The 15,427-nt window shown below is 40.7% G+C and carries 12 protein-coding genes and 1 pseudogene; 2 read left to right on the top strand and 11 right to left on the bottom strand.

Annotation, left to right across the window (positions count from 1 at the left end; translation table 11 throughout):
• Positions 1-158: 158 nt before the first annotated feature.
• The 7 genes from SK578_RS00515 to SK578_RS00485 all read right to left on the bottom strand — a co-directional run bounded on the left by SK578_RS00515 (position 159) and on the right by SK578_RS00485 (position 6,991).
• Positions 159-1,196, bottom strand: a complete 1,038-nt coding sequence (locus SK578_RS00515) for an aldose epimerase family protein (RefSeq protein WP_042749784.1) — start codon at positions 1,194-1,196, stop codon at positions 159-161.
• 115 nt (positions 1,197-1,311) lie between these two features.
• On the bottom strand, positions 1,312-2,478 hold the full coding sequence (locus SK578_RS00510; protein WP_042749782.1) for an SIS domain-containing protein: 1,167 nt from the start codon (positions 2,476-2,478) through the stop codon (positions 1,312-1,314).
• Between the two features lie 99 nt (positions 2,479-2,577).
• Positions 2,578-2,982: a PTS sugar transporter subunit IIA gene (locus SK578_RS00505; RefSeq protein ID WP_080709926.1), complete on the bottom strand. Its 405-nt coding sequence runs from the start codon at positions 2,980-2,982 to the stop codon at positions 2,578-2,580.
• A gap of 5 nt (positions 2,983-2,987) precedes the next feature.
• Positions 2,988-3,812 carry a PTS system mannose/fructose/sorbose family transporter subunit IID gene (locus tag SK578_RS00500; RefSeq protein ID WP_033687920.1) on the bottom strand — a complete coding sequence of 275 codons (825 nt, stop codon included), beginning with the start codon at positions 3,810-3,812 and terminating at the stop codon, positions 2,988-2,990.
• The gene (locus SK578_RS00495; RefSeq protein ID WP_000617016.1) at positions 3,799-4,704 is read right to left on the bottom strand and encodes a PTS mannose/fructose/sorbose/N-acetylgalactosamine transporter subunit IIC; all 906 of its coding nucleotides are present in this window, start codon (positions 4,702-4,704) and stop codon (positions 3,799-3,801) included. Before SK578_RS00495 ends, SK578_RS00500 begins: the two co-directional genes overlap by 14 nt.
• Before the next feature lie 26 nt (positions 4,705-4,730).
• Positions 4,731-5,207 carry a PTS sugar transporter subunit IIB gene (locus SK578_RS00490; protein ID WP_000156971.1) on the bottom strand — a complete coding sequence of 159 codons (477 nt, stop codon included), beginning with the start codon at positions 5,205-5,207 and terminating at the stop codon, positions 4,731-4,733.
• Positions 5,204-6,991 carry a glycoside hydrolase family 35 protein gene (locus SK578_RS00485; RefSeq protein ID WP_042749781.1) on the bottom strand — a complete coding sequence of 596 codons (1,788 nt, stop codon included), beginning with the start codon at positions 6,989-6,991 and terminating at the stop codon, positions 5,204-5,206. The genes SK578_RS00490 and SK578_RS00485 overlap by 4 nt, the downstream gene beginning before the upstream one ends.
• 319 nt (positions 6,992-7,310) lie before the next feature.
• Between SK578_RS00485 and SK578_RS00480 the strand changes: the two genes are divergently transcribed.
• Both SK578_RS00480 and strH read left to right on the top strand, forming a co-directional pair.
• Entirely contained in the window at positions 7,311-8,027 is a 717-nt protein-coding gene (locus SK578_RS00480; RefSeq protein WP_042749780.1) for a GntR family transcriptional regulator, read from the top strand.
• A gap of 317 nt (positions 8,028-8,344) precedes the next feature.
• Positions 8,345-12,556, top strand: coding sequence for an LPXTG-anchored beta-N-acetylhexosaminidase StrH (gene strH, locus SK578_RS00475; RefSeq protein WP_042749779.1), 4,212 nt, complete (start codon positions 8,345-8,347; stop codon positions 12,554-12,556).
• A 54-nt stretch (positions 12,557-12,610) separates the two neighbouring features.
• On the opposite strand, the pseudogene SK578_RS10790 reads toward strH, so the two are convergent.
• From SK578_RS10790 to SK578_RS00455, 4 genes and pseudogenes are all read right to left on the bottom strand, one after another.
• A pseudogene (locus tag SK578_RS10790) lies at positions 12,611-12,859 on the bottom strand (adenylosuccinate lyase); the annotation flags it as partial.
• 27 nt (positions 12,860-12,886) lie between these two features.
• Entirely contained in the window at positions 12,887-13,744 is an 858-nt protein-coding gene (locus SK578_RS00465) for a hypothetical protein (RefSeq protein WP_042749775.1), read from the bottom strand.
• A 5-nt stretch (positions 13,745-13,749) separates the two neighbouring features.
• Complete coding sequence (purB, locus tag SK578_RS00460) at positions 13,750-15,048, bottom strand: adenylosuccinate lyase (protein ID WP_042749773.1); 1,299 nt, start codon at positions 15,046-15,048, stop codon at positions 13,750-13,752.
• Between the two features lie 63 nt (positions 15,049-15,111).
• A complete protein-coding gene (locus tag SK578_RS00455) occupies positions 15,112-15,339 on the bottom strand; it encodes a hypothetical protein (RefSeq protein WP_042749772.1) in 228 nt (75 codons plus the stop codon).
• Positions 15,340-15,427: the final 88 nt, after the last annotated feature.

Below are 15,427 nucleotides of genomic sequence, written 5' to 3'. Positions count from 1 at the left end.
AATTGGTATGTTAATTTATAGTAAAATATACAACTTGTCCCATTATACACCAATTTTAAAAAAGATTCTAGGGATAGATATACAAATAAGGGAATAATAAAAGGCATCCCTAAAATTAGATACCTAACTACTGGAATGCCTATCATATTTCTAAATTTTTATTTCACAACAAGTTCATAACGTGTCTTACTGGTGAAGGTTTGACCTGCTTTAAGAATGACTTGGTCTTTGAAGTCACTGTGAATGGCATCTGGTAAAGCCTGCGCTTCAAGGGCAATCCCATTGTGCTGTACCATTGGTTGACCTCCTATGATGACACTCTCGTCCACAAAGTTTGCTGTGTAGACCACAAAACATGGAGCCTCTGTCTTGAAAAGCAAGAAGCGACCTGAGTTCTGGTCATAAAGGAAACCAGCATTTTCATGGCCTGCAGGAAGAGCAAATGGGTGATCCAAACCAGATACCAACTGGATTTGCTCATCTTCTTCTGCGAAGATATCCTTCAACAAAGCACCATTGTAGATATGTTTAACCACATCACGATTGGCATCTGGAGTTTTAGCCGGAACACCGTCAGGAGCGATTGGGTAAATCCCCTCTGTGTTCAGTTGGAAGACATGGCGGTCAATGGTCTGCATGAAATCACCAGACAAGTTGAAATAGCTGTGGTTGGTTGGATTGACCAAGGTATCTTGATCAGTCGTTACCTTGTAGCTGATTTCATAGGCACCAGTTTCTTCCAAGTGGTAACTGATCCAGATCTTGAGATTACCAGGGAATCCTCCTGTCCCATCTGTACGCTCTGTGTAGAGGGTCAAGCCCTGATCGCTCACTTCAACTAGTTCAAACAAACTCGAATCCCAACCTGTTGAACCACTGTGGTTACAGTTGCTAGCATTGTTGACCTCAAGGTCATAGGTCTTGCCATTGAGCTCAAATGTCGCACCTGCAATACGCCCTGCAACTGGACCTACACTCGCTCCATGTTTAGGGCTATTTCCTACATAGCTATCAAAGTCATCAAATCCCAAGATAACGTTGGCAAAATTTCCAGCCTTGTCAGGTGTGACATAGCGCAAGATGGTCGCACCATAAGTCATGACCTCAAGTTGGTAACCACCGTCCGTCTCAAAACGATAGGCCAAGACATCTTGTCCCTCAACATTTCCAAATACACGCTCTGTATATGCTTTCATTCTGTTCTCCTTTGACTATTTCTCTCAAGCAAACAAACCATAGAAAGCCTACTGACAATCTATGGTTTATCTGATAATTTACAAATCCTCTTGTCAAGAATTCATAAACACTGTCTTACTTTTGATATTCGTGGATGATCACACCTTGAACCACACGGTTTACTGTACCTGTAGGAGACGGTGTATCAGGTTTATTTTCTACCTTGAGTGAAGTCAATAAGGCGAAGAGTTGGGCATAAACAATGTAAGGGAAGACACGGTAAATATCATTCAAGACACCGCCACAACCAAGGGCCACTTCTTTGACATTTTCAAGTCCAAAGGCTTGATCACTCAAAAGCACAACACGACGAGCAATTTGGTCACCAGAAACTTCACGAACCAAGTCTAAGTCGTACTTGCGGGTGTATTCTGTTGTTGCACCAAAGACCAAAACAACTGTATCTTCGTTGATAAGAGATTTTGGACCGTGACGGAAGCCGACTGGGCTTTCATACATGGTCGCCACTTGACCAGCTGTTAATTCCAAAATCTTGAGCTGAGCTTCATGAGCAAGGCCAAAGAATGGACCAGCACCAAGGTAGATGACACGGTTAAAGTCTAGGTCAACAAGCTCTTTGACATCTTCTGCCTTGTCTAGAACTTTACGGGCAAGGCTAGTCACAACTTCAAAACGTTCAGCTTTCACAGCAAATTCTATAGGATCAAAGACCAAGAGAGCTGTCAACATCATTGATGTAAAGCTAGAAGTCATGGCAAATCCAGCGTCATTAGAAGCAGCTGGTTGCAAGAGCAAGAGATTGCGGTCATCTCCATGGGCTTGAAGAGCCAATTTACCGTCCGCTGCACAAGTAATCGTCACTTGGTAAAGCTCATCCACCAAGGCTTTGGCCAAATCAACAGTCGCCACACTTTCAGGCGAGTTCCCACTACGAGCAAAAGATACAAGGACAGTCGCAACATCTTTTTTCAAATAGGTTTCTGGATTGGCAACAATATCTGTGGTCGCAATGGCATTGAAATTCCATTTGCGTTCGTCATAGACTTCCTTAAAGTAAGGTACCAAGGTATCTCCCACATAAGCAGAAGTCCCCGCACCTGTCAAGATAACCTTGATATAGTCATGTTTATCAGCAATCCCTTGTAGGAAGGCTACAATTTCTTCACGCTTTGCTTGATAAGATTCAAAAGCTTCTTTCCATACATCTGGTTGTTGGTAGATTTCACGTGTAGTGATTTCTGCACCCAATTCGATCAAGTCTTCTTTTGTATAATGTAACATTGAGTTCCTCTTTTTCTATTAAATATGGGAATGGGAGTAAGCCCCATTCCCATGTATATTCTATATAAAATGCTCTAACGATTTTCACGTTGTCACATCTTATTCATCTTCGTCATCATCGAAGCCCGCTAACAGGTCATTAACTTTCACAATACTTTCTGCAGCACGGCTCTTATAGTCCGCATCTGCACCTGTAAGGCTCGCATTGATAAATTCAATCACCATTGGCAGATTCATCCCTGCGTAGAGTTCAATGTCGCGACCTTCCATAATCAAACGACTGACCACGTTACATGGTGTTCCACCGAGAAGATCCGCAAAGACTAGGAAATCATCCAATCCTTCAATAGCAGCTTCAAATTTTGCAGTAAATTCTTCTGGGCCATCTTCTGGAAGAAGAGCTACTGTATGAATATTGTCTTGTGGACCCATAATCATTTCAGTGCTGCCTTTAAGCTCCTCACAGAAGCGACCATGGCTGACCAAAATTAATGATTTTACCATAAAACTTATTTAGGTCCCATTCCAAATGCAAAGTGACCAAGGGCAGAAAGACCTACTGCAAGAACGATAATGATACCGATAGCTTTAGTAGAGGTCATACCTTTCTTACCAAGCAACCAGAAGATAAAGGCAGTAAAGATTGCTGGAAGCAAACGTGGGAAGATTTGGTTCAAGATGTCTTGGAAATCAATCATCTTTTCACCGATTGGCAATTTATAAGAAATTTCAAAGTTGATCATTGTGGCTACAAGAGCACCCATCATGAAGACACCAAGTACAGATGCAGCGTCAATCAAAGCTGTCAATGTACTTTGCATGTTGTTGATAAGGTTAACCCCTTCTTTGTAGGCAAATTCTAACTGTTTCCAACGGAAGATGTCATACACTACTGCAACTGCAATCCAAAGGAAGATACCCCAAGGTTGGCCAGCGATAGCCATAGTTGCTGCGATAGATCCCATGATAGCAGGTACAAGCGAACCAAAGATTGTATCTCCAAGAGGAGCAAATGGCCCCATCAAACCTGTCTTGATACCGTTAACGGCATCTTTTGAACCTACACCATCTTTTTCTTCCATGGCAAGGTCAAAACCAGCGATAATGGTATGGAAGAATGGTGAAGTATTGAAGAATTGAGTATGAACTTTCATCATTTCTTTCAATTCAGGAGTTCCATCCCCATACATTTTACGCAATTGAGGCAAGATCATGTACAGGTAACCAGAAGCTTGCATACGTTCGTAGTTCCAACCTAATTGGAAAGTAAACAAGCTACGTTTATTGATTTGATTAAAATCTTCTTTTGTAAGTTTGTAATTAGAATTCGTCATCTTCGATTTCCCCACTTTCTGATGGTGTAGAAGGTGCTGCTACAGCTACTTTTTGGCTATTTTTGAAGTGAAGCACTGCAAGGAAGATACCTACGATAGAAATACCAATCATAGACAATCCTTTGAAGTTGTTCACGAAACCAATTTTTTCAGCAACATCTTTCGGTAGAGTGCCTACGATACCAGCAACAGCGCCACCAAGACCTGTTACATATGAGTAAAGAACAGTCAACATAGCTGTCAAACCGAATCCCATAGCAAGGTAGTGAAGGTTACGTTTAACTGGAAGATAACGAAGCAAGATTGCAAATCCAAGACCTGGAAGCATACGTCCTGCGAGTGTCAAGCCATCTGCAACCCATTGGTATTTTGTAACGAAGTCTACTACGTGTTGTACAAATTCACCACCAAAAGCAAGGGCAAAGAAGACTGGAAGGGCACGAGATAAAGCCCAAGGAATCGCACCAAGTAGGTAGTTGCGTTCAATACCTTTATAGTCAAAGCGTTCGATTGCAGCATCCACACGGTGAGCGAAGAAAGTAGTTGTCATACGACCAAGAACGTCGAAGTATGTCAAGAGAGCTGCTACTGGCACAGCGATTGTTGTAATTGCAAGTGCTGTATCAATTCCTTGTGAAACAGAGAAGGCTGTCGCAAGAACCGCACCAGAAGTTGCGTCGATACGAGAAGCACCACCGAAGGTACCAACCCCAAGAACGAACAGTTGCAAGTTACCACCGATAAGCAGACCAGTAGTCACATCTCCCATGATTAAACCAGTAATGAAACCAGCAAATACAGGGGAACCTGCAGATGAAACGATCGTCAACTCATCACAGATTTGATAAGCTGAGTACAAAGTGAGAAGTAAAATTTGCCACCATTGTATCATAACAATGACCTCCTAAAAATTTTTTCCTATTTTAATAAGCTCAAAAAGTCTGAAACTGGATCATTTGGAACCATTTGAGCAGTAAGTTTAACACCTTTTTCTGCCAGTTTGTGGAAATCTTCCACATCCTTGTCCACTACGTTGATAGAACGTGTGATGGCGCGAGTTTCTGGTGTTTGAGACATATTCCCAACATTAAGGGTTTCAAGTGGTACACCTGCTTCTACCAAACCAAGGAAACGGTCTGGTTTACGAGCAACGATAAAGAGACGTTGGCTATCGTATTTACCAGCAAGAATATTGGCTGCCGCTTTTTCAATTGGCAAAATACTCAATTTCACACCTGGTGGTGTCGCTAGTTTCAAACCACTCTTTTCAACGTCGTTGTTGACAACTTCGTCGTCCACAACCATAATACGTGAAACATTTAGTTTTCCAGCCCATAGATTGGCTACTTGTCCGTGGATCAAACGTCCATCGATACGGCATCCTACAATTGTCATAAGTTTTCCCCCTTTATATGTTTTAGTGTAGGTTTACGAGTTAAATAAATTTCTTCTTTATATTCACCTTCTGTTTCAAAGATAATGATGCGGTTGGCACCTTCCTTGAGATAGCTATGCGGAATATAAAGCGAGAGTGTTGGGCCAACGTTCCAAAAACGTCCTAGATGCTGCCCATTGACAAAGGCAACCCCCTTACCAAACTCAGACAAGTCTAGGTAAGTATCTTTCGGCTCCTCGACTGTAAAGTCATAAGCGTAAAAGGCTGGTTGTCCTTCTGTCCATCCTTTTGAAAAATCAATTTTCTCAGGATTATCCAGTGGTAGTGGATAGTGTTTCCAGTTTAGTAAGAAGTGTAAATCCTTGCAGACACCTGTTCGGATTCCTTTACGCTGCGTATCAGCTAAGAACTTGTGACCATAGTTGACACGCCCCATATTTTCTATCAAGATATCCAATCTAGACAGCGCTTTCTTTTTACCTTGATAAAAAATATCTTCCCCAATCTCTGTCTGATATTGGGTTTCAATCCACTGACCATCGACATAAAGCTGGGCCCTATCTCGACCATCAATGATACGAAGTCTTTCTTCTTCTGCATCCCAACTTGCCTCAGTGCGATAGAGAAGATAGCCATAACTTTGTCCTAGCTCCTCCATCTTTTGAGGATAGAGACTTTCTACTGGACTAGACAAGCTATCTAAGGTTTCAAACAAGGAAACTTTTTCAGCAAGTGGAATAGCGTCCACTTTCATGCTTTCCTTATAGAGTGGTTCCAACTGCGGATACTCTGGGAAATGTGTCGCCATCATCTTCTTGACTGCCAGATATTTAGCAGTTGGATTTCCTTCTTCATCCAGAAGGGCATCGTAATCATAAGATGTAACTTGTGGCAGATCCAAAGTTCCTCGAGCCGAGCAACCATTCATGAAGCCAAAGTTTGTACCGCCATGGAACATGTAGAGATTGATGGAACCTTGCTCCAAAACTTCTCGAACTGCATCTGCCAATTCTTTTGGATCCCGTGTGATAATCGGTTCTTTCCAACGATTGAACCAGCCATCCCAGAACTCCATACACATGAGTGGCCATTTCTTGCCATATTCATCAAAGAAATCCTGCATCTGTGAAAAGTTGTAAGGGGCCTTAGAGCCAAAGTTGCCTGTTACAAAGAGGTCATCTTCGATTAAGGTTCCCGCTTTCAGAGTAGCTCTCCAAGGACCATCTGACGTAAAGAGGGGACAGGTTACGCCACGCTCTTCCATCAACTGTCGAATCGCTCTCAGATAAGCCTTATCCTCTCCGTAAGAACCATACTCATTTTCAACCTGCATCATGAGGATATTCCCACCATTGTCCAATAAATGTGGAACCAATCGTGACAAGAGTTGGTCATAGTAGCGACCGACAGCTTCAATATAAGCAGAATCTGAGGAACGAAGTCTCATATTCTTTGTTAAGAGCCAGGCTGGTAAGCCACCGAATTCCCACTCCGCACAGATGAAGGGAGAGGGACGAACGATAGCGTAGAGACCCAAATCTTGTGCCGTCTGGAGAAATCGCTCCAAATCCAGAGCTCCTTCAAAGTTAAACTCACCCTCACGAGGCTCATGTAAATTCCAAGCTACATAAGTTTCTACTGTATTAAAACCAAGAGCCTTCAAATTATAGAGCGAATGATACCAATCTTCTGGAGGAACCCTAAAATAATGAATGGCGCCAGATAAAATCTTAAATGATTTTCCATCGAGATAAAAATCATCTCGTATCTCAAATCGTGTCATGTTCTTACCTTCTGACAACTAAAGTTTACGCTTTCATTTGTTGATATAGTAAATATATCTCAATATCTTGCATTTGTCAATAGGTTTTCACAATTTTTTTCATTTTTCACTAAATTTTACACAAAAAACTTATAAAAATCTTGTAATCTATAGTCATAACAACATTTTAGCACCATGTATAAAAATGTAGATTTTTCTATTTATTCCTATGTAAATTAACCTTATAGCCTATTATTCTAATTTTTTTATTCAAAAGGCTACTATTCTTTCCAGTTTTATGGTAAAATCTTTAACGGAGAAGGAAAATTGAGGTGAAAATATGGCAATTCCAAAGTATCAATATATTAAAGATGAGTTAAAGAACAAAATCATTTCTGGTCAATTTGCCAGTGGAGATAAATTCTACACTGAAGCTGAATTGATTGCAATGTATGATGTGAGTTCTATCACAGTTGTTCGTGCCTTAAACGACCTTGCCAAGGATGGCTATATTGTCCGCCAACAAGGAAAGGGTACATTCGTTTCACGCGCACGCAAACACAAACTCGTTGAGTTTTCAGATGTAGAAGTTTTTGAAACTAAAGATGATAAAGTTACCGTCCTTTCTATTGAGCGTGGAAACAAACTAAGCTACTTAGAAAAACTCGGACTACGCGGAGATCAGTTCTACTACAAGATTGAACGCGTACGCGAAACAGGTGGTGTTGTCTACATCTACCATACATCTTACATTCCAGAACAATACATCAACGCAAATTATCCAAATCTTGAATATTATAGCTCTATCTATAACCGTTTCAAATTGGATTACCACATTCACATGAATGATGAACATTTTGAAGAAATCAATGAAATAGCATTTCCAACTCCAGAACATGCGGCTTCGGTCCTCGGAGTCGATGAACAATTCCCAACCGTTTTACAAACCAAGACTACTAAACTAGAGTCTACTGGTCAAGTTCTCGCATTCAGCGAAACATACAAACGAGCGGATTACTACAAAATCAAATTCATTTCATGTGACCGTGATCACTAAGAAGAAAGCCTGAGCCTAAACGCTTGGGCTTTTTCTATACTTATTATACCACACCAAAAAGGTAGCGCTTACCTATTTTTGGAAGATTCTATAATTTGTGGAGTATTTTATAGAAATAGAACCAAAAAGATTCTACTAGATATATATATGTATCTTTTCCGACCAATCTGAAATCTTAAGTTTAAATTTTATATTTTTTTATACTTATTATAGTTTTTTGTCATCTCCTCTTGACTCTCGTTAATATAAGAAATAAAATAAAGGTGTTGATTTATGTAAACGCTATCAATATAACAATGCAATCAGGAGGTTTTGCAATGAAACATGAAAAACAACAGCGTTTTTCTATTCGTAAATACGCTGTAGGAGCAGCTTCTGTTCTAATTGGATTCGCCTTCCAAGCACAGGCTGTTGCAGCCGATGGAGTTACTCCTACTACTACAGAAAACCAACCGACCATCCATACGGTTTCTGATTCCCCTCAATCATCCGAAAATCGGACTGAGGAAATACCTAAAGCAGATCTTCAACCAGAAGCTCCAAAAACTGTAGAAACAGAAATTCCAGCTACTGATAAGGTAGCTAGTCTTCCAAAAACAGAAGAAAAACCACAAGAGGAAGTTAGTTCAACTCCTAGTGATAAAGCAGAAGTGGTAACTCCAACTTCTGCTGAAAAAGAAACTGCTAATAAAAAGTCAGAAGAAGCTAGCCCTAAGAAAGAGGCTGATTCTAAAGAGTCAAATACAGACAAGACTGACAAGGATAAACCAGCTGAAAAAGATTCTAAAAAAGATGAAGCGAAAGCAGAGGCTGACAAACCGGCAACAGAGGCAGGAAAGGAACGTGCTGCAACTGTAAATGAAAAACTAGCGAAAAAGAAAATTGTTTCTATTGATGCTGGACGTAAATATTTCTCACCAGAACAACTCAAGGAAATCATCGATAAAGCGAAACATTATGGCTACACTGATTTACACCTGTTAGTCGGAAATGATGGACTCCGCTTCATGTTGGACGATATGAGTATCACAGCTAACGGCAAGACCTATGCGAGTGACGATGTCAAACGTGCCATTGAAAAAGGTACAAATGATTATTACAACGATCCAAACGGCAATCACTTAACAGAAAGTCAAATGACAGATCTGATTAACTATGCCAAAGATAAAGGCATCGGTCTCATTCCGACAGTAAATAGTCCTGGTCACATGGATGCGATTCTCAATGCCATGAAAGAATTGGGAATCCAAAACCCTAACTTTAACTATTTTGGGAAGGAATCAGCCCGTACTGTCGATCTTGACAACGAACAAGCAGTCGCTTTTACAAAAGCCCTTATCGATAAGTATGCTGCTTATTTCGCGAAAAAGACTGAAATCTTCAACATCGGACTTGATGAATATGCCAATGATGCAACAAACGCTAAAGGTTGGAGCGTTCTTCAAGCTGATAAATACTATCCAAACGAAGGCTACCCTGTAAAAGGCTATGAAAAATTTATTGCCTACGCCAATGACCTAGCTCGTATTGTAAAATCGCACGGTCTAAAACCAATGGCCTTCAATGATGGTATTTACTACAATAGTGATACTAGCTTCGGAACTTTTGACAAAGATATCATCGTTTCAATGTGGACTGGTGGCTGGGGAGGTTACGACGTCGCTTCTTCTAAACTTCTAGTAGAAAAAGGTCACCAAATCCTAAACACTAACGATGCTTGGTACTATGTTCTTGGACGAAATGCAGATGGCCAAGGTTGGTACAACCTTGATCAGGGATTAAACGGTATCAAGAACACTCCAATCACTTCGGTACCAAAATCCGACGGAGCAACTATTCCATTCATCGGTGGTATGGTAGCTGCTTGGGCTGACACTCCATCTGCACGTTATTCACCGTCACGCCTCTTCAAACTCATGCGTCAATTCGCAAATTCTAACGCTGAATACTTCGCAGCTGATTATGAGTCTGCAGAAAAAGCACTTAACGAGGTACCAAAAGACCTTAACCGTTATACTGCAGAAAGCGTCGCAGCGGTTAACGAAGCGGCAAAAGCCATCCGTTCACTTGATAGCAACCTCAGCCGTGCCCAACAAGACACGATTGACCAAGCAATTGCAAAACTTCAAGAAGCAGTCAGCAATTTGACCTTCACACCAGAAGCTCAAAAAGAAGAAGAAGCTAAACGTGAGGTTGAAAAACTTGCCAAAAACAAGGTAATCTCAATCGATGCTGGACGCAAATACTTTACTCTGGACCAGCTCAAACGCATCGTAGATAAGGCCAGTGAGCTCGGATATTCTGATGTTCATCTCCTTCTAGGAAATGACGGACTTCGCTTCCTACTCGATGATATGACCATTACTGCGAACGGAAAAACCTATGCAAGTGATGATGTCAAAAATGCCATCATCCAAGGAACTAAAGCTTACTACGACGATCCAAACGGTACTGCACTGACACAAGCTGAAGTGACAGAACTAATTGAATACGCTAATTCTAAGGGCATCGGTCTCATTCCAGCTATTAACAGTCCAGGTCACATGGATGCTATGCTGGTTGCCATGGAAAAATTGGGTATTAAAAATCCTCAAGCCCACTTTGACAAAGTCTCCAAAACAACTATGGACTTGAGAAACGAAGAAGCGATGAACTTTGTAAAAGCCCTCATCGGTAAATACATGGACTTCTTTGCAGGAAAAACAAAGATTTTCAACTTTGGTACTGACGAATACGCTAACGATGCGACTAGTGCCCAAGGCTGGTACTACCTCAAATGGTATCAACTCTATGGCAAGTTTGCCGAATATGCCAACACCCTCGCTGCCATGGCTAAGGAAAGAGGGCTTCAACCAATGGCCTTCAACGATGGCTTCTACTACGAGGACAAGGACGATGTTCAGTTTGACAAAGATGTCTTAATTTCTTACTGGTCTAAAGGCTGGTGGGGCTACAACCTCGCATCACCTCAATACCTAGCAAGCAAGGGCTATAAGTTCTTGAATACCAACGGTGACTGGTACTACATTCTCGGTCAAAAACCAGAAGATGGTGGTGGTTTCCTCAAAAAAGCTATTGAGAATACTGGAAAAACACCATTCAATCAACTAGCTTCTACCAAATATCCTGAAGTAGACCTTCCAACAGTCGGAAGTATGCTTTCAATCTGGGCAGATAGACCAAGCGCTGAGTACAAGGAGGAAGAAATCTTTGAACTTATGACTGCCTTTGCAGATCACAACAAAGACTACTTCCGTGCTAATTATAATGCTCTCCGCGAAGAATTAGCTAAAATTCCTGAAAACTTAGAAGGATATAGCACAGAAAGCCTAGCTGCACTCAAGGCAGCAAAAGATGGACTGAACCTTAACCTAAACCGCAGCAAACAAGCTGAACTAGACGCACTAGTAGGTAAGCTCAAGGCTGCTCTTCAAGGCCTTAAACCAGCTGCAACTCATTCAGGAAGCCTGGATGAAAATGAAGTGGCTGCCAATGTTGAAACCAGTCCAGAACTCATCACAAGAACTGAAGAAATTCCATTTGAAGTTATCAAGAAAGAAAATCCTAACCTCCCAGCTGGTCAGGAAAATATTATTACAGCAGGAGTCAAAGGTGAACGAACTCATTACATCTCTGTACTCACTGAAAATGGAAAAACAACAGAAACAGTCCTTGATAGCCAGGTAACCAAAGAAGTTGTAAACCAAGTGGTTGAAGTCGGCGCTCCTGTAACTCACAAGGGTGATGAAAGTGGTCTTGCACCAACTACTGAGGTACAACCTAGACTGGATATCCAAGAAGAAGAAATTCCATTTACCACAGTGACTCGTGAAAATCCACTCTTACTCAAAGGAAAAACACAAGTCATTACTAAGGGCGTCAATGGACATCGCAGCAACTTCTACTCTGTGAGCACTTCTGTTGATGGCAAGGAAGTGAAAACACTTGTAGATAGTCTTGTAACCAAAGAAGCAGTTACGCAAATTGTTGAGGTCGGAACTATGGTAACACATGTAGGCGATGAACATGATCTTGCTCCAGTTGCAGAAACAAAACCTAGACTGGATATCCAAGAAGAAGAAATTCCATTTACCACAGTGACTCGTGAAAATCCACTCTTACTCAAAGGAAAAACACAAGTCATTACTAAAGGTGTCAATGGGCGCCGTACAAACTTCTACTCTGTGAGCACTGTTGATGGCAAGGAAGTGAAAACACTTGTAGATAGTCTTGTAACCAAAGAAGCAGTTACTCAAATAGTCGAAGTCGGAACTCTGGTAACACATGTAGGCGATGAAAACGGACAAGCCGCTATTGCTGAAGAAAAACCAAAACTAGAAAAACCAAGCCAACCAACTCCATCAACTGCTCTTGCTGAGGAAAGCAAAGCTCTTCCTCAAGGTCCAGCTCCTGTGGTAACAGATAAAAAACTTCCTGAAACAGGAACTCACGATTCTGCAGGACTAATAGTCGTAGGACTCATGGCCACACTAGCAGCCTATGGACTCACTAAAAGAAAAGAAGACTAAGTCTTTTCGATAAAAAATAAACAGCGAGATTGAAGCTCGCTGTTTATTTTTTAATTAATCACCCAGTCCAAGACGTTCAAAGATATCATCCACTCGTTTGGTGTAGTAAAGAGGGTTGAAAATTTCGTCGATTTCTTCTTGTGTGAGGCGTGATGTTACTTCTGGATCTGCTTCGAGAAGCGGTTTAAAGTCTACTTGGTTATCCCAAGAGTAGGCTGTTTTCGGTTGAACAAGGTCGTAAGCTTGCTCACGGGTCATGCCTTTTTCAATCAAGGTCAACATAGCGCGTTGGCTAAAGATGATTTTTTAAATTATTAAACTCCTATCATCTTATTTTGAATAATTTTGAATCCACGAAATCAATATACCCGAAGTCATCAAATAAGATAGTACTGAAAAAACAATAATCATTATAATTAATAAAACTTGCGACTCTAAAAATGATGTATTATATATAGTCCTTTTTATAAACTCAGGTACTTTTCTTTTTCTTGCAAAATGAATCAATAAGTTTCTAAATATCATAAAATATGCTATAAATTGCTGTGCAACTGCAATCAATAAACCAAATATTATATAAATACTGCTAATAAACCTGCTATCAGTTACGGTTGCTGACATTCCTTCAGAAATTGTTAATAGATTAATTCCATAATAAATAGTAAGTATAGATATAGGGATTGAATAGAAAAGATAAATTAATGTAGATTTTTGAATACGCCAACTAATTGCAATAAGAAACAAAATTATAATTGAAGTCAGCAGAGGAATTGAACCATACCATTTTAAAACAAGCGAAATTTCATTTATATACTTAATAAACATATAAACAATACCACTAATAAGTACTAAATATAAGATAATCATCCCCCAAAAATCAGAATCGCTCATATTTTTGTTATATTGAGTAGGCTTAGTTTTCTTTCTTTTAAGTTGAAAATCCTCTCCTGGAATATATGCAGGAGTTGGAATTATTTTTGTATTCTCAGAAATTTCTAATGAGTTGTTGTTAAAAAAGTGTGATAATTTATTAATCCACCCAGAAAATCTTGAACCTATCCGTGGTAGTTTAGGTAATGTTTTTCTAAGAACTAGCATAACAATACTTACAATTAATGATTGAATTATACCATCCGGTGTGGTTCTAATTACATTACTCAACCAAGCTAGTACATTGTCCACGTTCATTACCTTTACTCTCCTAATCCAAGACGTTCAAAGATATCATCCACTCGTTTAGTGTAATAAACTGGGTTAAAGATCTCATCGATTTCTTCTTGTGTAAGGCGTGATGTCACCTCTGGATCTGCTTCAAGAAGTGGTTTAAAATCTACTTGGTTGTCCCAAGAGTAAGCTGTTTTTGGTTGCACCAAATCATAGGCTTGCTCACGGGTCATACCTTTTTCAATCAAGGTCAACATGGCACGTTGGCTAAAGATCAGACCAAACGTAGAGTTCATGTTGCGGATCATATTTTCTGGGAAGACCGTCAAATTCTTGACAATATTTCCAAAACGGTTGAGCATGTAGTCAATCAAAATCGTCGTATCCGGTGTGATGATACGCTCAGCTGATGAGTGAGAAATATCACGTTCATGCCAGAGAGCGACGTTTTCATAGGCCGTAATCATATGACCACGGATAACACGCGCCAAACCTGTCATGTTTTCAGAACCGATAGGGTTGCGTTTGTGAGGCATTGCTGAAGAACCTTTTTGTCCTTTGGCAAAGAACTCCTCCACTTCACGTTGTTCTGATTTTTGAAGACCACGGATCTCAGTCGCCATACGCTCGATAGAAGTTGCGATGCTAGCAAGTACTGCAAAGTACTCAGCGTGAAGGTCACGAGGAAGCACCTGTGTAGAGATTTCTTGAGCACGGATACCCAGTTTGTCGCAGACATATTCCTCTACAAATGGTGGGATATTGGCAAAGTTACCAACCGCACCAGAAATCTTACCAGCTTCTACACCAGCAGCCGCATGCTCGAAACGCTCGATGTTGCGCTTCATTTCGCTGTACCAAGTCGCCAATTTAAGACCAAAGGTTGTAGGTTCAGCGTGCACACCGTGGGTACGACCCATCATGATGGTGAACTTGTGCTCCTTAGCCTTATCAGCGATGATGTTGGTGAAGTTCTCAAGGTCACGACGGATGATGTCGTTGGCCTGCTTGTATAGGTAACCGTAGGCCGTATCTACCACGTCGGTAGAGGTCAAACCATAGTGGACCCACTTGCGCTCTTCACCAAGAGTCTCAGAAACCGCACGTGTGAAGGCTACCACATCGTGGCGAGTCTCTTGCTCAATCTCCAAAATACGGTCGATGTCAAAGTCCGCTTTCTCGCGAATCAAAGCCACATCTTCCTTAGGGATTTCCCCCAACTCAGCCCATGCCTCGTCAGCCAAGATTTCCACATCAAGCCAAGCACGGTATTTATTTTCTTCACTCCAAATGTTTGCCATCTCAGGGCGAGAGTAACGGTCGATCATGTTGTTAATTTTTCCTTTCTTCTAAAGCTGTTGGGAATAAACTATCTAGGTAAACCAAGATTTCTACTCAAACTCCTCTTTCCCAATAAACACAGATGGGTAGTGATCTAATGTATTCAAATCCATATCCAGCGGTAAACTATAGATAGCTAAATAGTTTTCAGGGTATTGTGCAGTTAGTTCTTTATATTTAGCCTGTACCTTATCTTGGTCAGCACTAGCATACAAGACTTCCACGACTGCTCCAGTCTTATCCTTTTCAATAAAAGCGTTAACGATAATTTGAATCATATAATTGATAAAGTCCGTAGCTTCGTATTCTGTTGAATGAATACGAAGCTCCCTGTTCCTTTCTTTTATATTACTTTTATTTATAGCT

The sequence above is a fragment of the Streptococcus mitis genome, from assembly GCF_000722755.1.
GTDB classification, from domain to species: Bacteria; Bacillota; Bacilli; order Lactobacillales; family Streptococcaceae; genus Streptococcus; species Streptococcus mitis_CM.
This window is presented reverse-complemented; position numbering and strand designations above follow the sequence as displayed.